Source organism: Cupriavidus sp. IDO, assembly GCF_000812465.1.
In the GTDB taxonomy this organism is placed as follows: Bacteria; Pseudomonadota; Gammaproteobacteria; order Burkholderiales; family Burkholderiaceae; genus Cupriavidus.
Map to the genome: position 1 here is coordinate 1 of NZ_JWMA01000058.1, position 24,000 is coordinate 24,000.

The following is a 24,000-nucleotide window of genomic DNA, read 5'->3' on the forward strand; positions in this document are numbered from 1 at the left end:
TTCCTGATGGGCAACGCCGAAACCGTGGTGATCGTGCCCGGCTACGGCCTGGCCGTGGCCCGCGCGCAGCACGCCCTGAAGGAACTGACCGAAAAGCTGACCGAGAAGGGCGTGACCGTCAAGTACGCTATCCACCCGGTGGCGGGCCGCATGCCGGGCCACATGAACGTGCTGCTGGCCGAGGCCGAGGTGCCGTACGACCAGGTCTTCGAGATGGAGGACATCAACAGCGAGTTCGGCCAGGCCGACGTGGTGCTGGTGCTGGGCGCCAACGACGTGGTCAACCCGGCCGCCAAGACCGACCCCAACTCGTCCATCGCCGGGATGCCGATCCTGGAGGCCTACAAGGCCAAGACCGTCATCGTCAACAAGCGTTCGATGGCCTCCGGCTACGCCGGGCTGGACAACGAGCTGTTCTACATGGACAAGACCATGATGGTGTTCGGCGACGCCAAGAAGGTGGTCGAGGACATGGTCAAGGCGGCCTGAGGCCGGCACATTCAGAAGACAGGAGTGAGGAGACATGGTGATGGAAGCAGCAGGCTTCAGCCCCCGGCCGTTTGCCGACCTGGAAGGCAAGGTCGCCCTCGTGACCGGTGCGTTTGGCGGGCTCGGCCGTCATTTCGCGCAGACCCTGGCGCGCGCCGGATGCCGGGTCGCGCTGGCCGGCAGGCGCCTCGGCGAAGGCGAAGCCTTGCTCGCCGAGCTGCGCAAAGCCGGTGGCAACGGCTGCGTGGTGCCGATGAATGTCACGGATCCGGCATCGGTCGCATCGGCCTTTGCATCGGCGGCGAATGTCCTGGGCACGGTAAGCATTGTCATCAACAGTGCTGGTATCGCAGTCACGCGTCCCGCGGTTGACGTCTCGGAAGCGGAATGGGAAAGCGTCATCGATACCAACCTGAGTGGCGCATGGCGCGTGGCGCAGTGCGCCGCGCGGATGATGCGCGATGCCGGCCATGGCGGCAGCATCGTCAACATTGCATCGATCCTCGGCTTGCGGGTGGCGCAGCAGGTACCGGCCTACACCGCGGCCAAGGCCGGCCTGATCCACCTGACGCGGGCACTTGCCATCGAGTGGGCAAAATATGGCATCCGGGTGAACGCAATCGCGCCCGGCTACTTTGCCACGAGCATCAACGACGAGTTCTTCCGCTCGGAAAACGGGCAGGCGATGATCAGGCGGATTCCCCAGCGAAGACTTGGCGAACCGTGCGAGCTGGATGCACCGCTGCTGCTCCTTGCTTCCAATGCATCGAGCTATATCAATGGCGCCGTCCTGCCGGTGGATGGCGGGCATTCGGTCAACACCCTCTGAGCGCGCAGGCCCGCAGCCGGGCCTTCTCCTGAACTGGCGCGGGGAGCCCCCGATCCTTTCAATAAGGCAGTCCCAATGAATACCCTACGTGAAGATCAGGTCGACAATCTCGCCTGTTACCTGCGCCAGGAAGGGCTGATCGCCCATGACGAACTGCAGGTGCAGCGGCTGGCGGGTGGCCAGTCGAACCCGACCTATCGGATGTCTTCCGGCGGGCGGCAGTATGTCCTGAGAACCAAGCCGCCGGGCCAGTTGTTGTCGTCGGCGCATGCCATTGACCGCGAGCACCGCGTCTTGCACGCGCTGCAGCGGTCGGAGGTTCCGGTGCCGGCGGTTTACAACTATTGCGACGATGCAGGCGTGATCGGCACACCGTTCTACCTCATGGAATTCCTGGAGGGCAGGGTGTTCGTCGACCAGACGCTGCCCGGAATGAGCCGCGAGCAACGGCGCGAGATCTACGCGGAGATGAGCCGGGTGGTCTCGGCCTTGCACAGGGTCGACCACGTGGCCGCCGGCTTGTCGGATTACGGCAAGGGCACCAACTACCTGGCTCGCCAGATCGAACGCTGGTCACGCCAGTGCACGGCATCGCCACAGGGCTGTTCCCCGGAACTGGAAGCGCTGACGCGGTGGCTGCCGGCGCATCTCCCACCCGGCGAGGCTACCGGACTGGTGCACGGCGACTTCAGGATGGACAACCTGGTCTTCCATCCCACCGAAGCGCGGGTGATCGGCGTGCTGGACTGGGAACTCTCCACGCTTGGCCATCCCCTGGTGGACTTTGCCTATCACTGCCTGAGCTGGCACATCACGCCATCGCTCTGGCGCGGGATTGCCGGACTGGACCTCGAGGCGCTGGGCATTCCCGACGAATCGACCTATCTGCGATGGTACGAGGCATCCACCGGCGCCCAGGCGCTGGCGCATTGGGATTTCTATATTGCCTACAACCTGTTCCGCCTGGCTGCGATCATGCACGGCATCGGCCAGAGAGTGGCGGCGGGGAATGCCGCGGCGCATGACGCCGCCGAGACCGCGAGCAAGTCGGGGCCGCTCGCCGAACTTGCGTGGAAATACGCATCGCGCCATGAAGCAGCCGTGCATGCTGCCAGTTAGCGTTCCAGTCAGTCCCGATCGTGCTCAAGGCCTTGCTGCTGCACTCACAACTCCTGAATCAGTGCCTCCGCCATCGGCAAGCTGTGATGGGTGAGGACGCGCTGGCTTGCGCGGCGGCGGGGCAGGGTGCCGGGCCTGGCCAGCGTCTCGTGGTAACGCGGATGCGCCCGGCAGCGCCCATGCAGTGCCTGGCGCGCACCGTCCTCAGAAGGGACGGTCGCCCATGATGGTGGCGCGTTCCATCCTGCGCGGCGCCGGCCAGTAGTCGCTCACGGCGTAGTGCTGGGTCGCCACGTTGTCCCAGATCGCTACGCTGTTCGGCTTCCAGCGGAAGCGCACCTGGTACTCAGGAATCGCCGCCTGGCTGATCAGGTAGTTCAGCAGCAGGCTCGCGCCCGGAGTCTTGTCCTGCCCGACGCGCACATTCTCCGGCGTGTGGTAGTTGATGAAGTGGGTCGAGAACGGCCCCACGTACAGGACCTTTTCTCCCGTCTCGGGGTGCGTCCTGACCACCGGGTGGTCCACCAGCGGGTGCTTGCGCACCAGCTCCTCGCGCTCCTCCGTCGTCATGATCGCGCCAAACGAATGCTCGATCCCGTGCTTGGCACGCAGGCCGGCAATCTTCTGCTTGATCTCTTCCGGCAAGTTCTTGTACGCGTCCACCATGTTGACCCAGATGGTGTCGCCACCTACCTCCGGACAGGAAATGCAGCGCAGCACCGCGCCCTTGGGCGGGCTCGCCCGCCACGAAGCATCGGTGTGGTAGGTATTCTCGAAGTGATCCCGCTTGTCACTCTTGTAGATCTCGATCAGGCCCGGGTAGCCAGGCACCGTGTTGTTGACAGGATGGTCTTCCAGGTCACCGAAGCGCCTGGCGAACGCCACATGGTCGGCCCGCGAAATGTCCTGGTCGCGAAAGAACAGCACCCGATGCTTCAACAGGAGTGCCTTGATCTCGGCGAACAGCGAATCGTCGCGCGCCACGTCGGCGAGATTCACGCCCGACAGTTCGGCACCGATCGAGCAGGTTAGGGGGTGGATTTGCATAGCGACTTTTCCTTTGGCGTAGGAAGTTGACAGGCCCGCCAGCGGGTAGCGGATAGCGGAAGCGTGGATACCATTGTCGGCACTGGCCTCCCCATGCGCTTGTCCCATCGCGCCATAGTTTGGCTGGTCACGCCAGGCTGCTCCACTGGCGACGTTCCCCCACAGCGCGATTGGCCACGATTCGAATGGGTGGAGGATCCCAGCTCCGAAGCATCGTGGGCGGGGTGTCAGCTGCAGCAGTTAGAGGCGCTATCAAATTGAAGCGAAGCGGTTCTGGCTAGGGTGTAGCAGGGGTTTCGGATCGCATTGCGATCCGCCTGCGGAACGGCATGCGCCTGCCAGCGCATGCGCGCCCTGCAAGGGCGCGGCCGCAGACAGTACAAGTGGTACGGCAAGGCCGCGCAACGACGCCAGAATCAGGTTGATAGTGCCTCTAGTCGGCAACGAGCACGATCTTGCCAATGTGCTGGCTGCTCTCGATGTACGCGTACGCGTCGGCGATCGAATCCATCGGGAAGGTGCGGTCGATCGGGAGTCGCAGCTTGCCTCCGCGGAAGAACGGCAGCAGGTCGCGCGCGCACGCCTGGATGCAGTCGAGACGTTCCTGCTCGCTGCGCGTGCGGAACGTCGCACCGATCAGCTTCAGCCGGTTCAGCCATAGCAGATTGATATCGACCTGCGCGGTGCTCGCCCCGCCCAGTCTCGCAAGATTGACCAGGCGCCCCTTTACCGCGAGGCTCTTGATGTGATCCTCGAATACCGTGCCACCGATGGTATCGATGATGACGTCAACGCCATGCCCGTCGGTAGCCGCCATGATGGCTTCCACCTGCGAATCGCGGGAGGCATCGATGCCGACATCTACCCCGAAGCCGGCGAGGCGGGCCAGCTTTGCCGCCGACCGCGACGAGGCGATCACGGGCCTGGCACGCAGTGCGGCCGCAATCATGATTGCGGCCATGCCTACTCCGCCGGAGGCGCCATTGATGAACACCGATTCGCCGGCTTTCAGTTCGCCGTTGGTGATCAGGGCGTCATGGGCCGTGATGAACACATTGGGAAAGGCGGCCGCATCGACCCACGAGACATCCTCCGGCACCGGCATCAGCGCCAGCGGGGCAGCGACAACATATTGTGCGTGGCAGCCGCGGCCATGGCCCATGACCCGGTCGCCTTCGCGCCAGCCGCTGACTTGCCCGCCGACGCGGACGACCTCGCCTGCAAACTCGACGCCAGCGGTCATCGGGTTGCCGGCCCGGTGCTCCCGCATGTACTTGATCTCGCCAAAGTTGATGCCCGATGCGAGAACCCGGACCAGCACTTCGTCGGGACCCGGATTCGGAACGGGAAGATCCTGCACTTCAAGCCGGCCACCGTCGGCGCCTGGTATTACGCGTACTGCTTTCATCCTGTCTCCTGTTGGATGGCTCAGGAGATCAGACAAATGGACGACCAGCGTTCCTGAGCCGTGACGCTTACGGATTCTCGGCAGTTCCACCCGCTGGCGCTTGACAGGACACGCCACAACTTGGCCAATCGCGTCAGGCACGCATGGGTGGGAATGATTGATGTGTGATGCCGGGCCCCGGATGTCGATGCGAATTGCCCGGTCCGGGCGAGGGCCGTGGGTTGGCAGAGGCCAGCCCCGTTCACTGGAGCTGGTCACCTCGCCAGCGAGTCGGCGACTTGCCAAATTGCGCGCTGAACCAGCGAGAGAAGGTGCTGACCTCGGAGAACCCCACCAGGATCGCGACCTGGGACACGGGATATCGAAAATCCCCGAGGTAGCGGCTGGCCAGGGCGCGCCGGACCTCGTTCACCAGGGACGAGAACTCTTCGCCTTCCTGCTCCAGCCGTCGTTGCAGCGTGCGGGCGCTCAGTCCGAGCTTCTCGCCAACCTGGTCGATGCCGCTTCGTCCCCGCGGCAACAGCACATGGACCGCGCGGCGCACATTGGACGCCATGGAAACCTGCCTGCCGACCGGGCTATGGTCAAGAAACTCCCTGGCGTAGCGGGAGAGGTTTACGTCGCCCAGCGGATTGGGCCGGTCAAGGTCATGGCGGTCCAATATGATGCCGTCGAAGTCGCAGCCGAATTCGACCCTTATGCCGAACAGCCGGTGGTGAATATGCAGGCTTGCGGGTGCAGGATGCGAGAAATGCACGCTGCGCGGCTTCCATCGTCCCCCAAGCATCGATTTCATCAGGGACAGCAGCGCGCCGACCGAAAGCTCGACAGGCTGCCGTCCCGGATCCGGCCGCTCGGTAATCAGCTGCTGATGGACGATGGCAATCTCATCGCTTTCCTCAACGTGGATGGTGACGGACTCGCTCAGCAGGTGGCGGTATGTCTCCAGCTGCCCCAGTGCATGACGCAGCGTCGGCTGGTGCTGGAGCAGCAGGCTGATGGGACCGAAATCGGACAGCCGCCACGCCTCGGCCATCAGCAGGCCTACGGCAGCGCAGCTGGACGCCTGCTCGGTAGATTCAAGCACCTTGGCCAGCCATGATTCCGGAACATGCAGGTCCGGCGAAAGGATGCAGGTCCGGTCGGCCCCGACGTGGTGGATCATGCGCTCCGGGTCGACGCCCAGAGTCCGGGCAATCTCCGAGTACTTGACCAGGAGGGCACTGCGAATCAGGGTACTCATACGATCACTTGGGCGAATCCTTTGACGACTGAATCCTTCGCCAGCGCGGCGGCGTTGCTGACGCTGAAGATATTCAGGGCGTACGAGCTGTGTCAATACTCCTATATAGAAGTTAGGGTAAACCCCTGCGCCCGCCTGCCGGCAAGCTGGCAACGCCCGTCGCCTGGATCCGCGCTCAGAACGTCTTGCGCAGGAAGCCCTGGTTGCCGCCGTTGCGATTGGGGGCGAAGCCGTTCTCCTGCAGGGATTCCTCCACCGTGTCGTAGAAGACGCCGATCCTGGAGATTTCGCGCGCCTGCTTTGCGGTGGCGATCTCGCGGCCGAACTCGCGCGAGATGCGCACCAGTTGCTCGATCTGCTTCACGGTGCTCATCTTCTCCGTGCGCGACTGGTTCCACAGGCAGTCCTCGGTGCCGCAGCGCACGTGCAGGCCCATGGCAATGCCCATCATGTTGACCGGCAGCACGTTGCGCACGTTGCTTTCCACCGTGACCACCGCGCCATCGGGCACCGCGCGAATGAAGTTGCCGAGGCTGTAGACACTGGGCGTGTCCATGCCGCCGGCAATGGCCACCCAGTTCATGACCAGCGGGCCCTTGTAGAAGCCGCGGCGCATCAGCCGCTCCACCGACTCAAAGCTGTTGAGGTTGTAGCATTGGAATGCACTCTGGATGCCCCTCGCCGTCAGGCGGCGGACGTGCTCCTCGACCCACCCCGGCTGGGCAGGCACGGTCATTTCCTTGTAGGCAGCGAAGATGGCGGGGTTCGCGCGCGACGTGCCCCTGAAATCCGCATCCTCGGCCTGATCGGTGACGTTCATCTGCGAAGTGTTGACGGTCACCGTGACCTGGTCCGGCGTCGGTTCCAGCTCGGCCAGCATGTGGCGGGTATCGTCAGACAGCCACTTGGCGGCCTGGCCTTCGTCCTCGGGGGCAAAGGAGATGGAGCCGCCGACCTGGATGATCATTTCGGGCACCGCCTTGCGCACGCCGGCGATCAGTTCGTTGAACTTGGACAGCCGCTTGCTGCCCCGGCCATCGAGCTCGCGCACGTGCAGGTGCAGCACCGTGGCTCCCGCGTTGTAGCAGTCCACCGCCTTCTGGATCTGGTCTTCCATCGTGACCGGGATGTCCTCGGGAAAGTCGCCAGGCAGCCAGCCCGGTGCATAGGGCGCAGCGGTAATGATCAGCGGTTGCTGGTTTTCGGGAAAGAGGTGGCCGTCGAGGAAATTCATGGTGGTCTCCAGGGGGAAGGCTGGTGTCGGTTCGGTGGGAGAGATGTCGCGTCGCTGGTATTCGCCGGCTTCGATACGCTGGACTGAGTATCGGGGGCACCTGCGGCCGCCGCTTGCTTATCCGGGACATCCATTTGCTTATTCGGGACAAGACGCCAGTGCGGGCGATGGCGCCATCCCAGGCGGCCATGCCCCGGGGATCCGGGCGATCCCGGGGTGCCAGATCAAAAGCCGCTTTGCGCGCCAGTTGTCGCGATCCGCAAGATTCTGTCGTGGGATGCAAAGCGCCAGGCGGCGCGAGCCCACAGAATCCGGTGGAAGGCCATTCCAGAGCCGGGCCGGGGTTCCGTCCGGGCTGACGCACGTGTTTGCCCGGGTTGATCCCGGGGCTATTGCCGCCGGAAGGACCAGTCGCCACTGCCGGCACGCCGCCGGCACCACCAAAGGAACTGCGATGAAACGCGTCCCCCTGATTGCACGCCAGACCCTGGCGCTCATGATTGCCCTGGTTCCACTGCTGTCGACCATGCAAGCGGCCAATGCCGCCGAATGGCCGGCCAAGCCCGTGCGGATCATCGTTGGCGCGCCGCCGGGCGGCACGGCCGATATCGTGGCGCGCCTCTTTGCGCACGAGCTGCAACGCCCGCTCGGACAGACTGTTATCGTCGACAACAAGGCCGGCGCGGCGGGAACCATCGGCGTCCACGGCCTGTTGTCGGCGCCGCGGGACGGATACACGTTCCTGCTGATTCAGAAGGGCATCGCCTCGGAAGTGCCCCACACCATGCAGGTGTCCTACGATCCGTTCAAGGACATCGTTCCGGTCGCACAGCTTACCCGGCAGGGCCTCGTGCTGGTCGGCAATCCCGGCCTGCCCGCGAAGAACCTCGGCGAGCTGATCACATATGTCAAGGCGAACCCCGGCAAGATCGACTATGCGAATTTCGGCGTCGGCCTGCGTGGCCAGACCATCGGCGTGCAATTCAACCGCCTTGCCGGCCTGACGACGGGCGCCGTGAGCTACAAGGGATCGCCCCCTGCGCTGCAGGACGTCATGGGGGGACACGTTCCGCTCATGTTCGACGGTCCGGCCACTTCGCTTCCGTTCATCAAGACCGGGAAGCTCAGGGCTTTTGCCATTGCCTACCCCAGGCGGATCCCCGCGCTGCCTGATCTTCCGACCTTCGCCGAGCTGGGGTTTCCCGACCTCAAGGAAGTCAGCTGGATGGGGCTCTGGTCGGCGCCAGGCGTGCCGGCGCCCGTGGTGGCCAGGATGCGCGAAGCCACGCTCAGGGTGATGCAGTCGCCCGACATCCGGAAGAAGATCGAAGATCTTGGCATGGAGATCGGTTCGCCGGCCACCAACGGCTACATCGAGCTGGTGGAGTCGCTCGGGCGCGATCCCTATGCTTTCCTGCGAGGGGTGGGGCTGTCGGCACGGCTGCTCGACAACCCCGAGGCGCTCATCCCCAGCCAAGCCGTGCGCGAATTGCTCGAGGTCACCGCGAGCGCGACCGGCGTGGAAGACCTTGCCCTGCGGCTGGCGGCGCGGCGCAGCTTCTCCAACCTGGGGCCGATCAGCCTAGTGCTGAAGGAAGAGCCTACCCCACGGCAGGCGCTCGATACCCTGTGCCGCTACCTCAAGCTGCTCAGCGCGACGCTGATCACTCGCATCGAGGATACCGGGCAGGCCGTCATCATCCACGAAGATCTTCTGCCCAGCCCCGGCCTGGCCACGCGGCAGGCAATGGAACTGGCAGTCGGGGTGAAGTTCCGCATCCTGCGCGAGCTGATCGGGCCCCGGTGGCGGCCGCTGGAGGTCTGCTTCACGCACCGCCCGCCGCTCGATGCGTCGGCGCACCGCGCCTTCTTCGGCCGCAGCCCGAAGTTCAACCAGCCATTCAACGGCCTGGTCTGCGCGGCGGCCGATCTGCAGATGCCGCGCACACCCGACAATCCTGGCGCCGCGCGTTTCGCCCGGGACTACCTGGAGGCGGCGCTGCGGCGCCGCGAGGAAGGCGTGCGCGAATCATGCCGGGAACTGATCCTGGCCTTGCTCCCTGGAGGACGCTGTACCACCCAGCAGGTGGCGCATCTTCTGCGCGTCGATCGGCGCACGCTGCACCGCTACCTCAGCGCGGAAGGGCTGACATTCTCGGCGCTGCTTGCCCAGGTGCGCTCGGAACTGGTGATGCGCCACCTGCAAGAGAGCGACCTGCCGGTCGCCGAGGTTGCCGGCCTGCTGGGCTTTACGGCGCAGAGCAGTTTCAGTCACTGGTTCCATGCCACCTTTGGCTGCAGCGCCACGGACTGGCGCAAGCGGGCGGCCGGCCAGGCCGCCAACAGAAGCATCTGATCGGGGGGTGATCAGCTGGAAGTCACGATGAGAAGACAGGCGCTTCCGCTATCGCAGCCCGTCAGGAAGCGATCCGTTTGCGCCGCCAGACGACCGGTGATTCCCCGAACTGGGCGGAGAACCATCGCGTGAAAGAACTTGCCGAGCCGTAGCCCAGCAGCTCGGACACGCGCAGCAAGGAATATTGCGGGTTCTCCACATAGCGCCGTGCCAGCTCGCGACGGACTTCATTGAGGATGTCCGTGAAGGTCTCGCCCGCTTCATCAAGCTGGCGCTGCATGGTACGCAGGCTCAGGCCAAGCCCCTGGGCAACGGCCTCGCAGGTGGCCCGGCCCATCGGCAGCATCAGGTAGACGGCATTGCGCACGTCACGGCCGATGGACGGCTCGTTCACGCGAGGCAGCGTGTCGACGAAGCGCTGCGCATAGCGCGCCATGGCCGGATCGCCGGTCGGGTTCGGCGCGTCGAGGTCTGCCGCCAGGCACACGATGCCGTTGAACTCGCTGCCGAATTCCAGCGGGCAGCCAAACAGCCTTCGGTGCACGCGCAGGTCGGCGGGCGCCGGATGCGTGAAGTTGACACTGAGCGGTTGCCAGTGCGGGCCTAGCAGTGCCCGGCACATGCGGAACACCACGCCAATGGCGAGCTCGGTGGCCTGCCGTGAGGGCGCGTTCAGCACCACTTCCTGCCGGATGATGACCGCCTTGCCAGCCGCTTCCAGCAGGATGGCGACGGACTCGTTGACCAGGTGCCGGTAGCCGATGAAGGTGGCCAGCGCGTCGCGCAGCGTGGATTGCTGGCTGATCAGCAGGCTCATCACCCCGAAGTCGGACAGCTGGCGCGATTCGGCCATGCGCAGCCCGAAGCTCGGGCAACCGGCCGCCTGCGCGGCGGATTCCAGCAGCGCGGCACAGGCGTTGACCGGAATGCGCTGGTCCGGGTCGGCCAGCAGCGCACGGGTCAGCCTGGCGGCGCGCAGCAGCGGCTGCGGGTCAAGGCCAAGGTCCCCGGCCACTTCAAAGAAGTTGGTCAGTGCTGCCGCACGCACCAGCGTTTCCAAGTCGCTCTCCTTTTTTCTTATCGCGGGCTGCCTTCAGGCGGGCGCCAGCGGTGCCACGCAGCGGATGATAGGTCCGGTTGGCATGAAATGCAAAGTGGGTGGAAGCCATTGTAAAGCGACGCGCCGCGGCAAGCCCTACATTGACTTCCATACGCGGCGCAGTGTGTGCCGCCCCCAGACCAAGGAGACAACCCTGTGGAAAAAATTGTCCGTATGTACGAGATCGGCGGCCCGGAAGTGCTGCGCTACGAAACCACCGAAGTGGGCGATCCCGGGCCAGGCCAGGTACGCATCCGTCACGTGGCGGTCGGCCTGAACTACGCCGATACGTATTTCCGCAACGGTACCTACCCGGTCCCGCTGCCCGCCGGCATCGGCGTGGAAGCGGCTGGCGTGGTGCAGGCCATCGGCCCTGGGGTGACCAATGTTGCCGTGGGCGACCGCGTGACCTACACGGGCTTCCTCAATACCCTCGGCGCGTACAGCACCGCACGCCTGGTGCCTGCTGCGCCGCTGATCCGCCTGCCGGAGACCATCAGCTTCGAGACGGCGGCCGCGATGACCATGCGCGGCCTCACCTCGGCTTACCTGATGCGCCGCATCCACGCCTTCAAGGCGGGCGACACCATCCTGCTGCATGCTGCTGCCGGTGGCGTCGGGCTGATCGTTTCGCAATGGGCCAAGCTGCTGGGGCTGACCGTGATCGGCACGGTCTCCTCCGAAGCCAAGGGCGCGGTGGCGCGAGCCCACGGCTGCGATCACATCATCAACTACAGCCATGAAGATGTCGCAAAGCGGGTGCGCGAACTCACCGACGGTGTTGGCGTATCGGTGGTGTTCGACAGCGTGGGCAAGAATACCTTCATGGGGTCGCTGGACTCGCTCAAGCGCCGCGGCACCATGGTGTGCGTGGGCACCGCCTCCGGCCCGATCCCGCCGTTCGACCCCGTGCTGCTGGCGATGAAGGGCTCCGTGTTCCTGACGCGGCCAGCGCTGGCCGACTACATTGCCGATCCGGCAGAGAAGGCGGAACTGGCTGGGGAACTGTTCGATCATGTCGGCGCTGGCCGGATCAAGATCGAGATCAACCAGCGCTATGCGCTGCAAGATGCGGTGCAGGCACACCAGGACCTGGAGTCGCGCAAGACCACCGGCTCGTCAATCTTCGTCATCTGAGGAGGGGACGCCATGCAAGTACATCCACTGACCTGCGCACTTGGCGCGGAACTGACCGGTATCAATCTTGCCGACGCCGTTCGCGACGATGGCCTGTTTGCCGAAATCCGGTCATTGCTGCTGCAGCACAAAGTGCTCTTCCTGCGAGACCAGGATTTTAGCCGTGCCGAGCACGTTGCCTTTGCGCGCCGCTTTGGCGAGCTCGAGGACCATCCCGTTGCCGGCAGCGATCCCGAGCATCCGGGCCTGGTGCGCATCTACAAGACGCCGGACCAGCCCAACGACCGCTACGAAAACGCCTGGCACTCGGATACCACCTGGCGCGAAGCGCCGCAATTCGGCGCCGTGCTGCGCTGCGTGGAATGCCCCCCGGTGGGCGGCGACACCATGTGGGCGAACATGGCGCTCGCGTATGAAAGGCTCCCCGCGCACATCAAGGAGCAGATTGCCGATCTGCGCGCGCGCCACAGCATCGAGGCCTCCTTCGGCGCAGCCATGCCGATCGAAAAGCGGCTGGCGCTCAAGGCCCAGTACCCCGATGCCGAACACCCGGTGGTGCGCACACACCCGGATACCGGCGAGAAGATCCTTTACGTGAACGCCTTCGCCACCCATTTCACGAACTACCACACAGCCGCCCGCGTGCGCTTTGGCCAGGATGCCAATCCGGGCGCGGCCGATCTGCTGCGCTACCTCATCAGCCAGGCCTATATCCCCGAGTACCAGGTGCGCTGGCGTTGGGCGCCCAACAGCGTCGCGATCTGGGACAACACCGCCACCCAGCACTATGCCGTGATGGACTATCCGCCGTGCCACCGCAAGATGGAGCGTGCGGGCATCATCGGCAGCAAGCCGTTCTGATCCCGGACGGAGACAAGGCAAGCATGCAAGACAATCTGATTACGGCCGCACAGTCGGCTTATGCCTACCCGCTGCTGGTCAAGCAGCTGCTGATCAATTCCACGAGCCTCTACGGCGACCAGGAGATCAGCTACCGCGGCCAGATGCGCTACACCTTCCGCGATTTCCGCCGCCGCATCGGCCAGCTTGCCTCGGCGCTGACCTCGATCGGCGCCGGGCGCGGGACCACCGTGGCGGTGCTGGACTGGGACAGCCATCGCTACCTGGAATGCTACTTCGGCGTGCCAATGATGGGCGCGACGCTGTTCACGGTGAACGTGCGCCTGTCGCCCCAGCAGATCCTGTACACGCTGAACGATGCCGGCGCGGACATCGTGCTGTTCCATCCGGACTTCGCGCCGGTGCTCGAAGAGATCCGCGGCCAGCTCACCTGCAACCCGCGCTTCGTGCTGATGGCGGACGGCCAGGCCGCACCGCAGTTGACGCTGCCTCTGGCAGGCGAGTATGAGGCGCTGGTGGAGCAGGCCCTGGCCGATTTCGCCTTCCCGGATTTCGACGAAAACACCAAGGCCGCCACTTTCTACACCACCGGCACCACCGGCGACCCCAAGGGTGTCTGCTACAGCCACCGCGAGATCGTCCTGCACACACTGGCATCGGCCACGAGCCTGTGTTCGCCCCGCGAGGGCCAGCGCATGCACCGCGAAGATGTCTACATGCCGATCACGCCGATGTTCCACGTGCTGGCCTGGGGCATCCCGTACATCGCTGTCATGCTGGGCCTGCGCACCGTATTGCCCGGCCGCTATGCGCCCGACATGCTGCTGAAGCTGCGCGAGACGGAGAAGGTCACGTTCTCGCACTGCGTGCCGACCATCCTCCAGATGCTGTTGCAGTCTTCGCAGGACAGCGCCCAGGACCTTTCCGGCTGGAAGATCATCATCGGCGGCTCGGCGCTCCCGCCCGCGCTGTGCGAGGCGGCGCTGTCGCGCGGCATCGACATCTTTGCCGGCTATGGCATGTCGGAAACCGGCCCGATCGTGTCGCTGGCCCAGCTGCCGCCCGGGTGTACGCCCAGGGACCGCGCAGAGGAAGTCCGCATGCGCTGCTCGACAGGGCGCCCGGTGACCATGGTGGACTACAGGATCGTCAGCGAAGACATGCAGGACCTGCCGCGCGACGGGAAGAGCCGTGGCGAGATCGTGCTGCGCGCGCCGTTCCTGACCAAGGGATATTTCGGGAAACCGGCGGCTTCGGAAGAACTGTGGTCAGGCGGCTACCTGCATACCCAGGACGTCGCGGTGATGGGAGAAGACGGCTTCGTGCAGATCGTGGACCGCATCAAGGACGTGATCAAGACGGGCGGCGAATGGGTTTCCTCCATCGAGGTGGAGAACCTCATCACGGAAGTGCCCGGCGTGCAGGAATGCGCTGTGATCGGCGTGCCGGACGCCAAGTGGGGCGAGCGTCCGATGGCCTTCGTGGTTCGCAAGGCGGGCGCGGAAGTGGACCCCGGGCAAATTCGCGATCAGCTGATGGGGCACGTCGAATCCCGCCGTATCAGCAAGTACGCAGTGCCGGAAGCCGAACGCATCGCCTTCGTCGAGGCGATCCCGAAGACCAGCGTAGGCAAGATCAACAAGAAGCAGCTGCGTGAAGAAGCGGCCTGAAGGGAAGTGAAGGAGATTGGGCGCCAGTCCTCGGGCGGGGGCTGGCGTTTTTTTGTTCTTCGCCGATATGCGAGCTACGTCAACGCGACCCCCACTGCGTCGCGAGTGATGGCGATGACGGCTGGTCACGGCGGCACTGGATGCCGGTTTCCGGTTCCACATGCGCGACGGTCGCGCTCAGGAGATTTGCGCGGGAGTGGGTCGCTGCGGCGCATCGTGGTTGTCCTCGATTCGCATCCGCGGCAGGAATTGGGGGAATTCGCGCTGCATGAAGCCGATTAGCCCTTCGCGTACCACACAGCGCAAATCCCACGCCAGGCCAGATGACGTCGCCGTGCACAGTACGCGGATCTGCATCGTCCGCTCCGTGGCGTCGGTGACCACCAGATTGAAGAACCGCTGGTCCCACTCGGGCGCTGCGCGCACGATGCGCTCCAACTCCTCGCGTAGCGGTGCCAGTGGCATGCCGTAGTCCACGTGGAAGAAGACGGATCCCGTAAGCTGGGCATCGCTGCGAGTCCAGTTCTGAAACGGTTTCTCGATGAAATACTGCAACGGGATGATGAGACGGCGCTCGTCCCATATCCGGAGCACGACGTACGTGCCGGTGATCTCCTCCACCCGGCCCCACTCGCCTTCGACGATGAGTACGTCATCGAGCCGGATGGGCTGAGTCAGGGCGAGTTGCAGTCCGGCTATCATGTTGCTGAACACGGGCTTGGCCGCAAAGCCTGCAATCAGACCGACCACGCCCGCCGAGGCTAACAGGCTGGCGCCGACTTGCCGGGCGCCTGGAAAGGTCATGAGCAGCATTGCCGCACCCATTACCACGACAAGCGTCATCGCAATGCGGGAGAGAACGCGCGTTTGCGTGTGGATGCGCCGCGCACCCATATTGTCCACTACATTCACTGGGTGCTGATCCAGTACGCCTTGCGCAAAACCGGCGATGATACGCGCCACAAGCCAGGTGGTTGCGGCAATCAGCAACACACCGTTGAGATGCTGCACGCTGTCAATCCAGCGCAAATCGTCTGGCGCGGCTTGCCAGATTGCCTGCAGCGCCAGCAGTGGCAGGACTGCCTTCGATGGGGCCCGACCCTTCCTCACGATGGCATTCAGCACTGGGGCAGAGCGGGTAATACGCAACAGCAGCAGGCCACCGAGACGATGCGCGAGCAACGCGACGAGGACAGCGATAACGGCTGCCGTCCAGGTGCCGAACCAGGGGTGGGCGAGGAGGATTGCAAGGTTCATCGGTCGTCCCTTGTCATTGCGGTTCACGTGAGTATGCACGTAACGACACGAAACTGACGCCAGTCTTCCACGGTGACTTCCTGGTAAGCGCCAGCGTCCCTCGCTCACTTCAAGCGTGTGCTCTTGACAGGCAGTTTGGTTTCCAGGAGGCTTTTCCATGAGCGACGATCATTCTTCAGCACTCGATATCGCCTGCCGCAGAGCGGTCCGATTCCACGAGCAGGCTGGCGATAAGCCGGCCACGTGAGCGCAGCTGCCCGGTCGACCAGCGGGGAGGAACTATGCAAGGAGTCAATGACAAGGTGTGTGCTGCAGTGTCTGCTGTGCTGATTTCACTGCTTCCCGCATGTGGCGGGGGCGGCACGAGTAGCGGCAGCGGCGCGGCCACCCCGGCGAGCGGCATTCATCTGCAAATTGTCTCGTTCGGCGACAGCCTGTCGGACGTCGGGACCTATGCGCCAATCGCGAGCGTGGTGGGCGGGGGGCGTTTCACGACCAATCCTGGGCAGGTCTGGACACAGGATGTCGCGCAATACTACGGCGATACGCTAAGTGCTGCGTTTACGATCGACAGCAGTCATAAGTTGAGTGCGCAAAGCGGCCTTGGCTATGCGGAGGGCGGCGCCACGGTCGCGACGCCGGCAAACCTGTATGACTTTCTTACCGACGTGATCGGCAATATCGAAATGCCCGTCAATCAGCAGGTTTCGAGCTATCTGGCCGCTCACGGGAGCTTCAACTCCGATCAACTGGTGCTGGTCCTGGCTGGCTCGAACGACGTGCTTCGCGCCGGGGCGCTGCCGGCCGCGGCGCAGACCGTGCAGACGGCGGCAGCCACCCTGGCTCAAGTTGTCGGACAAATCGTCCAAAACGGCGCCACGCATGTCGTGGTGGTCAATGTTCCGAATGTCGGGCTATCGCCCAAAGGCACTGCCTCGCCCGATGGCGGGGCCAACCTCACCCAGTTATCGCAAATCTTCAACGATGGTTTGAACGCTGCCTTGCAGGCCAATGGCCTGCAAGGCAAGGTCATCCAGATCGATTCTTACACCTGGCTAAACCAGATCATCACGAACTTTCAGGCCAATGGCTTCGCCGTGTCCAATACCAGCGTCGCCTGCGACCCCGCGAAAACGCCCCATGCCACGGCATTGCTGTGTTCGCCGATTACCTACGCGACGGCCAATGCCGATCAGACGTACATATTCGCCGACGACCTTCATCCGACTACGCGCCTGCATGCATTGTTCGCTCAGTTCGTTGAACAGCAGATCGCCAGGAGCGGTCTCGGTCACTGAGCCTGGGAGAACCTGACAGAAGGCTATATGCGGACCGTCCTTGCGTGAGGCGAGCCTCTGCTAGTTCTGCCAGGGAAGATCCAGTATCACATTGCCAATGAGCTTCCCGCCTTCGACTGCCTCATGCGCCTGCGCAATCTCCTCCAGCACAAAGCGGGCTCCGATGGTGTGTGACAGCTTCCCGTCTTCCATCAGCTTGGTAAGCCCGGCGATCGCACTCTGTCGGTCCTGGGGAGTGAGATCGTACACAAGAAAGAACCGCAGGCTGATCGACCTGAATAACAGCTCCCGGAACGGCAGTGGCGTGTCGCCAGACGCGTTCGATCCGTAGCAGACCAGCGTACCGTGAGGCGCCAGCACATTGTGGGAAAGGAGTTGTATCGTGGTTGAGAAATCCATATCGACGATGGCATCCACGCCCTTCCCGCCAGTGAGGTCGCTCACCCTCTGCGCAACCGACTCTTCTTTGTAGTTGATCGTGGCCTACACGCCTGCAGCCAAGGCGTGCTCTGCCTTCTGTGCCGAACCCACGGTTCCGATGACTATCGCGCCATTGAACGAGGCGATCTGCGCGGCATAGTGGCCGACGGCAGACAAGATCAAGGCGCTCGAAGCCATGATTGACGCCAATGCGGACGATGCGGAGCTCGTTGCGGCCTATCGCGCGAAGATCGCGAAGGAGCGGGGCGGCAAGTCGGTCTGCCACGATGCGGCATTTCCGCGCGCCGCACGTCGCCACGTCGCGGGCGTCTTGACGGACCTCGACCATGCGCTTGGTTCGTCGACACCGTACCTCAGGGGGGAATCATTCTCGCTCGGCGATGTGCTGTGGGGCGTCAACCTGGTTCGGATGGCTTATCTGGGGCTTGCGTCGATGTGGGAAAACCTGCCCAACGTCGAGCGATATGTTGATGCGCTGGTCAAGCGTCCGTCCCTGTGCAAGGAAGCGGTCCAGGCCACGGTCGATTCCATGCCGCCTTCGCGTTATATGCATGGCATGGCCGGCTGCGGGGAGGCGGGGCCGGTGTAGTCCGCCAGCCCGATGGCACCGGTCAATGCCGGTGCCTGTGGCAAGCGGGGAATGGGCGGAGACTCTGAATCTCCGCCCATTTGCTTTGTCAGGCTGTCACGGGCGCGGATCGCGGCGGATGCGCGCCCTGGGGTATGATCGGAGGTCAAGATCACACCCACATCCGATCCGTTGCCACCGCCGGCAATGATGCCCGTTCCCATGCATCGGCGTTTCGGCACTGCCCGGATACGTCTGCCAGGCTATGACGAAGTCACCGGCTCAGGACCCATCCAATGCTGCGCCGCTGCATGAGCAGATCTACGCACGGATTCGTACCTCAATCCAGCAAGGGCAACTGAAACCCGGGCAGCGGGTGCCATCCTTGCGTGCGTTTGCGGGCGAACTCGGCGTGGCGCGCGGGACCGTCCAGGTCGCCTATGAGCGGCTCCTGGGCGAAGGTTACCTGATCGCCAGAGGCCCTGCGGGGACGTTCGTTTCCGAGCAAATTGCGCCATCGCGCCCCCACCGCGTGGCCGCAGCGGCTGGATCCGGCCGCACGCCACCGAACCAGGAACTTACCGAGTTTTCGATCGAAACGGAGGGTGGAATCCCCGCGCCGTTCCAACTGGGGCTTCCCGCGCTGGATGAGTTCCCGCGAAAACTATGGACGAGGTTGATGGCGCGGCAAATACGCAGCGCCAGCTCGCTGACCAGGCCGGCGTCAGCCGGATTTGGCCCGCTGCGAGAAGCGTTGGCCGCTTACCTGCAGCGCTCACGGGGCATCGACGCCCAGCCGCACCAGGTGTTCGTCGTGCCGGCATATACGGCCAGCCTTGCGCTGATTGTGGATGCGCTCAGGCTGGCGGGCGAAAGCGCCTGGGTTGAGGATCCCAGCTATCCACTGACAGCCCAATCACTGAGGCGCCTGAACCTGCAGGTCAGGAATGTGCCAGTGGATGATCATGGCCTCGACGTCGAATCTGGGCGTCAGCATTTTCCAGAGGCGCGCCTGGCCGTAGTGACGCCATCGCACCAGAGCCCGACTGGCGTGGCACTGACACTGCAACGTCGCGTCGAACTGCTCGACTGGGCCGGTGAGCGGGGCGCATGGATCATCGAAGACGACTACGACGGCGAGTTTCGTTACCGCGGCCACCCGTTGCCGGCCTTGAAGAGCCTGGACACATGCGACCGGGTGATCTATTGCGGCACGCTTAGCAAGGTGCTGTACCCGGGGCTACGGCTCGCTTACGTGGTCGTGCCACAGAGTCTGGTGCCGACCATGGATCTGGCCTGCAGGCGCACGGTGCATGGCGGCTGCCCCGAACTCTTGCAAGCCGTGGCGGCGGAGTTTATTGCGCAGGGGCACTTCGCCCGGCACATCAAACGCATGCGCACGCTTTACGCGCGACGACGCGCAATGCTGGCCGAGGCGCTGGCTCCATACAAAACGGACGGCTTCACTGTTTGCCTGCAGGATGGCGGCATGCACCTTCTGATCGACGTCAGGGACGATCTTGACGATCTGGCGATGGCCCGTCGTGCGCGCGAGGCAGGATTCGCCGTCCATTCGCTGACCGCCTGGCGGTATGGTGCGCCAGGGCGGCGTGGCCTGATGATGGGCTTTACCAATCTGCGCAGTCAGACTGAAGCCGATCGCCTGGTTGCCGAACTGATGCGCGCGCTGAAAGCATAGACGATCGTCAAGGGACGCCTGACCGTTGATTCCGCGCAGCTCGCGTCCATCATTATCGAAGCCTGGGAAGGGGCGTCCTGCGCAGCAAGGTCGAGCGCAATGGCGACGCCTGCCGACGATTTCAGCAAGTCACCCTCAAGCGGTTGTTGTACTTGAATTCTTTTGGTTCTTCGCCGATTTGTGGGTAGGGGTTTTGGGGGTGTTGCTGTGGTGCCTGGGGGGAGTGGCTGCGGCTGGCTGCTGTCGTAGGTCGACGGCCCCGTTTCGCCCTGCCGGGCGAGTTCCTTTCTGACGGCGCCAGAAAGGAGGGCGGCGGCTACGCCGGCGAAACAACAGAGCATCCAAGAACCCAGTCCCGCAATCCGGCGAAGAACCAAGTTGAAAGGACGCCGCATCTGCCGGGCCCCACGACTCTCAGGGTCAAACAGTCCTATGTCGATGGCCTAGTTGAAAACGATAAACATGTGCCTGTTGACTGTGTCATTGCTCAGCTAGATTGAAGTCTGCACAAACCAGCGCGCGTCGGCACCATGACCAGGAACCTGACTCTCAGCCATGCTGAAACGGAGGCCGAGATCCGTGCCTGCTTCCCTGTCATGCGGCAACTGCGCCCCAAGCTGCAAATGCCGGAAGACTTTCTCGACACCGTCATGCTGCAAAGCGGACAAGGGTACCGGCCGCTCGCGCTCTGGGACGATGGCAAAGCTGTTGCGCTGGCCGGATATCGGCGTCTTGACAACCTGATCCACGGGCGCTTTCTGTACGTCGACGACCTGATCACCGATGCCGAAGGCCGGGGCCAGGGTCACGGCGAGCGTCTGCTGCAAGCGCTTTGCGAGCTTGGACGCACAGAAGGCTGCCAGCGACTTGTCCTGGATACCGCACTCGCGAACGCGCTGGCCCAGCGCTTCTATTTCCGTTCCGGCCTGCTCGCCAAGGGCCTCCACTTCTGCATGGAGTTGCAATGAGGCCCCTCAACCTGCTGCTGCCCGATTGCAGCCCGCGCCGTGACCATTCCACGAGCCGGCGCTCCGAGTCGATCTGGCGCGGGGATGCCGCGTTCCCTAACATGGAATCGTTCCACCTTCCTCAGTACGGAGAAGCATCATGAAGATTGTCATCATTGGCGGGACCGGCCTGATCGGCTCGAAGACCGTCGCCATTCTGCGCCAGGGCGGCCACGAGGTCGTGGCCGCCTCGCCCAGGAGCGGTGTCAACAGCATCACTGGCGAGGGGCTCCAGGAGGCCCTGACCGGCGCTCAGGTGGTGATCGACCTTGCCAACTCCCCGTCGTTTGAAGACAAGGCAGTGCTGGAATTCTTCGAGACTTCCGGCCGCAACCTTCACGCGGCGGAGACCGCAGCGGGCGTTCAGCACCATGTCGCGCTGTCCATCGTCGGCACCGACCGGACGCCCGAAAACGGCTATTTCCGCGCCAAGGTCGCGCAAGAAAAACTGATCGAGGCCTCGGGCATCCCCTACACCATCATCCGCTCGACCCAGTTCATGGAATTCATCGGCGGCATCGCCGATTCCAGTGTGCAAGGAAATGTCGTCCGCCTTTCGCCTGGGCTGTTCCAGCCGATTGCGGCGGACGACGTCGCCGCCCTCGTTGCCGATGTAGCGCTCGCGCCACCCCGAAACGGCATCGTCGAGATCGCCGGCCCGGAACGAGCCCCGTTCAACGAGATCGTCGCTCGCTATCTCAAGGCGTTGGGCGACCCGCGTGAAGTCGTGCGCGATCCCGAGGCCCGCTACTTCGGCGGCCGGGTCGAGGAACATTCGCTGGTGCCGTTGGGCGAGGCGCGCCTCGGGCGCATCGGCTTAGAAGAATGGATGCGTCAATCGCAGCAACAATAGTCCGCAGGGCGCATGCCCACGTAAGCAGCACCGCTTTCGTCAGTACCACATTGAGCAGATCGGCAGGAGCAAACATGACCCAACGTACGAATTACTTCCAGCAATCCCCGGAACTGTCCAAGAAGCTCATGGAGTTCGGCGCGCTGTTCCAGAAGACCACGATCGAAGCGCCCATTCGCGAGCTCGTCGAGATTCGCGCATCGCAGCTCAATGGCTGCGCGTTCTGCGTCGACATGCATATCAAGATGGCAAAGATCCACGGCGAGCGCGAACTGCGCCTGCATCATGTGGCGATCTGGCGCGAGTCGACGCTGTTCTCGCCGCGCGAACGCGCCGCGCTGGCCTGGACCGAGGTGCTGACCAGGCTTCCCGCCGACGGCGTGCCCGACGATATCTATGAGCGCGTGCGCACCCAGTACAGCGAGAAGGAACTGTCGGACCTCACCTTCCTCGTGGGGGCGATCAATACCTGGAACCGCCTGAACGTGGCGTTCCGCATGGTGCCTGGTTCGTCGGACAAGGCGTTCGGGCTCGACAAGGCCAACCTGGAGTGATGCCATGAAGACGGTCACTTCCGTTGCGGCAGCACTTGTGTTGTCGTGCCTGACGGTTGCAAAGCCGGCCGCCGCCGCGCCGGAGGCGAGTGTCACGCCCCTGGTCAAGGAAGCGTTGCCCGAATATCCGGGGAAGGAAGCCGAGATGATCATCGTGGAGTATCCGCCGGGCAGCACCGATCCCGTGCATCGCCATGACGCCCACGCCTTCGTCTACGTGCTCGAGGGCAGCATCGTCATGGGCCTCAAGGGCGGAAAAGAGGTAACGCTCAAAGCGGGCGATACCTTCCACGAAGGTCCCAACGATATCCACACCGTCGGACGCAATGCCAGCAAGACGCAGCCAGCAAAGTTTGTCGTGTTCCTGATCAAGAACAAGGGCGCGCCGATCCTGACGCCGGTGAAGTAGTCGACGTCCATTCAGGCACCGGCACTGCCGGTGCGCACTGTCCGTCCGGCAAGAGCGGCGCTACCGCATGCTCTTGCCGTGCCGCTGTTTTCCAGGGTGGCATGAAGGGTTGTGGGACGGAAATTGATACTACGTCGGTTTCTTGGCAATATCACCATGACAAAATCAGGTCCTGGGCAGCGATCTGGTCAGTGGTGAGGGCGGTTGGCCGAATTGCCTGCCGGCAATTCGGACCTCGGACCTGCGACCTGCGACCTGCCGCACCGCCGCGAGATGTGCACCATGCACCTGGGAAAATCGTACACAGTCGCCGAGTTCACGTTCTGGTCGAGACGGCAACTCTATGCCTCGCTAGCATGCGGTTCGCTGCCCGTCGTCCTTTATCAGTTCTTCGGGCTTAAATGGCTGTCGATCCCGGTCTCGGTTGTAGTGCTGCTGGGCACCGCCACGTCATTCATCGTGGGTTTCCGGAACGTGCAGACCTACAGCAGGGCCCTGGAGGCACAGCAGATCTGGACTGAGATCCTGAACGGCAGCCGGTGTCTGGGTATGATGAGCCGGGACTTTCCGGCAGGGCAGGCGGCCGGGCGGGATCTGGTTCTCCGGCATTGCGCGTGGCTGACGGCGCTCCGCTATCAGCTGAGAACCCCAAGGATCTGGGAAAGCGCGGGCAAGGCATCCAACGTGGAGTACCGGAAGTACTACCGGGTTCCAGAGTGGGAGACTCCATTGCACGAGGCGCTTGCCCGGTATCTGCCACAGGCCGAACTCGACTCGCTTGCGCACGCCGAGAGCAAGACAAGCCGGTTGCTGGGAACGCAGTCGGCGACGATCAGGCGGTTCCTTGACGCTGGCGAGATCGGCAATGCCTTCTATCTGGAGTTGGTAGGATCGATCAGAGGCTTCTTCGCGCAGCAAGGACGGGCGGAGCGTATCAAGGACTATCCGTATCCCAGGCAATATGCGGTCATCAACAAGCTCTTTGTCCGTACTTTCTGTCTGCTACTGCCTTTTGGCATTCTTACGGAGTTCGAAAAGCTCAATGCCAGCGTTTCAGGCGTCATGCATGGCAACATGATCTGGCTGGTCATTCCATTTAGCACGATGATCTCCTGGATGACCTCGCGCTGGAGCAAGTGGGCGAAAGCACGGAGAACCCGTTCGAAGGAAACGCCAATGATGTGCCCATGGCACAGATCTGCCGGAAGATCGAACACGAACTCATGGACATGCTGGGCGAGAAGTGCGATATCCCCGCGCCGACGGCCGAGCACGGTATTGTCCTCTGACCACTCAAGCTTATCGCTTTCCCACCTCCGACCATTTAGAAGCCCTAACAAAATGAGCTTGCAGGGCTGTTAACTTCAAGTGACTTTTGTTAACCTTTGCGTTGTTTCCCTCGCGCAAAGGACATGGCCAAAC

General features: G+C 63.5%; 22 protein-coding genes and 1 pseudogene. 15 read left to right on the forward strand and 8 right to left on the reverse strand.

Annotated features, from left to right (window positions below; translation table 11 throughout):
- From RM96_RS18780 to RM96_RS18790, 3 genes are all read left to right on the forward strand, one after another.
- A partial coding sequence (locus RM96_RS18780; RefSeq protein ID WP_039012797.1) for an NAD(P)(+) transhydrogenase (Re/Si-specific) subunit beta occupies nt 1–489 on the forward strand: 489 nt, incomplete at its 5' end.
- Nucleotides 490–529: 40 nt separating this feature from the next.
- Nucleotides 530–1,318, forward strand: a complete 789-nt coding sequence (locus RM96_RS18785) for an SDR family NAD(P)-dependent oxidoreductase (protein WP_039012837.1) — start codon at nt 530–532, stop codon at nt 1,316–1,318.
- Between the two features lie 75 nt (nt 1,319–1,393).
- Nucleotides 1,394–2,437: a phosphotransferase gene (locus RM96_RS18790; protein ID WP_039012800.1), complete on the forward strand. Its 1,044-nt coding sequence runs from the start codon at nt 1,394–1,396 to the stop codon at nt 2,435–2,437.
- 204 nt (nt 2,438–2,641) lie between these two features.
- Here RM96_RS18790 and RM96_RS18795 read toward each other — a convergent pair whose 3' ends face one another.
- The 4 genes from RM96_RS18795 to RM96_RS18810 all read right to left on the reverse strand — a co-directional run bounded on the left by RM96_RS18795 (nt 2,642) and on the right by RM96_RS18810 (nt 7,369).
- Complete coding sequence (locus RM96_RS18795; protein WP_039012803.1) at nt 2,642–3,484, reverse strand: TauD/TfdA dioxygenase family protein; 843 nt, start codon at nt 3,482–3,484, stop codon at nt 2,642–2,644.
- Nucleotides 3,485–3,917: 433 nt separating this feature from the next.
- Entirely contained in the window at nt 3,918–4,892 is a 975-nt protein-coding gene (locus RM96_RS18800) for a quinone oxidoreductase family protein (protein WP_039012805.1), read from the reverse strand.
- 241 nt (nt 4,893–5,133) lie between these two features.
- Complete coding sequence (locus RM96_RS18805) at nt 5,134–6,135, reverse strand: AraC family transcriptional regulator (protein ID WP_039012808.1); 1,002 nt, start codon at nt 6,133–6,135, stop codon at nt 5,134–5,136.
- Nucleotides 6,136–6,310: 175 nt separating this feature from the next.
- Entirely contained in the window at nt 6,311–7,369 is a 1,059-nt protein-coding gene (locus RM96_RS18810; protein ID WP_039012811.1) for a 3-keto-5-aminohexanoate cleavage protein, read from the reverse strand.
- Nucleotides 7,370–7,895: 526 nt separating this feature from the next.
- Here RM96_RS18810 and RM96_RS37265 point away from each other — a divergent pair.
- Nucleotides 7,896–9,725: a tripartite tricarboxylate transporter substrate-binding protein gene (locus RM96_RS37265; protein ID WP_238587320.1), complete on the forward strand. Its 1,830-nt coding sequence runs from the start codon at nt 7,896–7,898 to the stop codon at nt 9,723–9,725.
- A 61-nt stretch (nt 9,726–9,786) separates the two neighbouring features.
- On the opposite strand, the gene RM96_RS18825 is transcribed toward RM96_RS37265, so the two are convergent.
- Complete coding sequence (locus tag RM96_RS18825) at nt 9,787–10,785, reverse strand: AraC family transcriptional regulator (protein ID WP_039012813.1); 999 nt, start codon at nt 10,783–10,785, stop codon at nt 9,787–9,789.
- A 195-nt stretch (nt 10,786–10,980) separates the two neighbouring features.
- Here RM96_RS18825 and RM96_RS18830 point away from each other — a divergent pair, with 195 nt between their 5' ends.
- From RM96_RS18830 to RM96_RS18840, 3 genes are read left to right on the forward strand one after another with little or no spacing between them, the layout of a single operon-like run.
- Nucleotides 10,981–11,961: a quinone oxidoreductase family protein gene (locus tag RM96_RS18830; RefSeq protein WP_039012814.1), complete on the forward strand. Its 981-nt coding sequence runs from the start codon at nt 10,981–10,983 to the stop codon at nt 11,959–11,961.
- A gap of 12 nt (nt 11,962–11,973) precedes the next feature.
- Nucleotides 11,974–12,822, forward strand: a complete 849-nt coding sequence (locus RM96_RS18835; RefSeq protein WP_039012816.1) for a TauD/TfdA dioxygenase family protein — start codon at nt 11,974–11,976, stop codon at nt 12,820–12,822.
- Between the two features lie 23 nt (nt 12,823–12,845).
- Entirely contained in the window at nt 12,846–14,492 is a 1,647-nt protein-coding gene (locus tag RM96_RS18840) for a fatty acid--CoA ligase (RefSeq protein ID WP_039012818.1), read from the forward strand.
- Between the two features lie 177 nt (nt 14,493–14,669).
- Here the strand turns inward: RM96_RS18840 and RM96_RS18845 are convergent, their stop codons facing one another.
- Nucleotides 14,670–15,749: a mechanosensitive ion channel family protein gene (locus RM96_RS18845; protein WP_039012820.1), complete on the reverse strand. Its 1,080-nt coding sequence runs from the start codon at nt 15,747–15,749 to the stop codon at nt 14,670–14,672.
- A gap of 281 nt (nt 15,750–16,030) precedes the next feature.
- On the opposite strand from RM96_RS18845, the gene RM96_RS18850 reads away from it, so the two are divergent.
- A complete protein-coding gene (locus RM96_RS18850; RefSeq protein WP_039012822.1) occupies nt 16,031–17,047 on the forward strand; it encodes an SGNH/GDSL hydrolase family protein in 1,017 nt (338 codons plus the stop codon).
- A gap of 60 nt (nt 17,048–17,107) precedes the next feature.
- On the opposite strand, the gene RM96_RS18855 is transcribed toward RM96_RS18850, so the two are convergent.
- Entirely contained in the window at nt 17,108–17,524 is a 417-nt protein-coding gene (locus tag RM96_RS18855) for a zinc-binding dehydrogenase (RefSeq protein ID WP_082016604.1), read from the reverse strand.
- Between the two features lie 6 nt (nt 17,525–17,530).
- Nucleotides 17,531–17,665, reverse strand: coding sequence for a hypothetical protein (locus RM96_RS40555; protein ID WP_274520204.1), 135 nt, complete (start codon nt 17,663–17,665; stop codon nt 17,531–17,533).
- On the opposite strand from RM96_RS40555, the gene RM96_RS18860 reads away from it, so the two are divergent.
- The 7 genes and pseudogenes from RM96_RS18860 to RM96_RS18890 all read left to right on the forward strand — a co-directional run bounded on the left by RM96_RS18860 (nt 17,664) and on the right by RM96_RS18890 (nt 23,867).
- Complete coding sequence (locus RM96_RS18860) at nt 17,664–18,077, forward strand: glutathione S-transferase family protein (protein ID WP_238587319.1); 414 nt, start codon at nt 17,664–17,666, stop codon at nt 18,075–18,077. The genes RM96_RS40555 and RM96_RS18860 overlap by 2 nt on opposite strands.
- 244 nt (nt 18,078–18,321) lie before the next feature.
- On the forward strand, nt 18,322–19,755 hold the full coding sequence (pdxR, locus tag RM96_RS18865) for a MocR-like pyridoxine biosynthesis transcription factor PdxR (protein WP_039012823.1): 1,434 nt from the start codon (nt 18,322–18,324) through the stop codon (nt 19,753–19,755).
- A 530-nt stretch (nt 19,756–20,285) separates the two neighbouring features.
- Entirely contained in the window at nt 20,286–20,723 is a 438-nt protein-coding gene (locus tag RM96_RS18870; protein ID WP_039012825.1) for a GNAT family N-acetyltransferase, read from the forward strand.
- 139 nt (nt 20,724–20,862) lie between these two features.
- Nucleotides 20,863–21,615, forward strand: a complete 753-nt coding sequence (locus RM96_RS18875; protein WP_039012827.1) for an SDR family oxidoreductase — start codon at nt 20,863–20,865, stop codon at nt 21,613–21,615.
- A gap of 74 nt (nt 21,616–21,689) precedes the next feature.
- Nucleotides 21,690–22,169, forward strand: a complete 480-nt coding sequence (locus tag RM96_RS18880) for a carboxymuconolactone decarboxylase family protein (RefSeq protein WP_039012834.1) — start codon at nt 21,690–21,692, stop codon at nt 22,167–22,169.
- A 4-nt stretch (nt 22,170–22,173) separates the two neighbouring features.
- Entirely contained in the window at nt 22,174–22,578 is a 405-nt protein-coding gene (locus RM96_RS18885; RefSeq protein WP_039012835.1) for a cupin domain-containing protein, read from the forward strand.
- A gap of 282 nt (nt 22,579–22,860) precedes the next feature.
- Nucleotides 22,861–23,867, forward strand: a pseudogene (locus RM96_RS18890) (bestrophin family protein).
- Nucleotides 23,868–24,000: the final 133 nt, after the last annotated feature.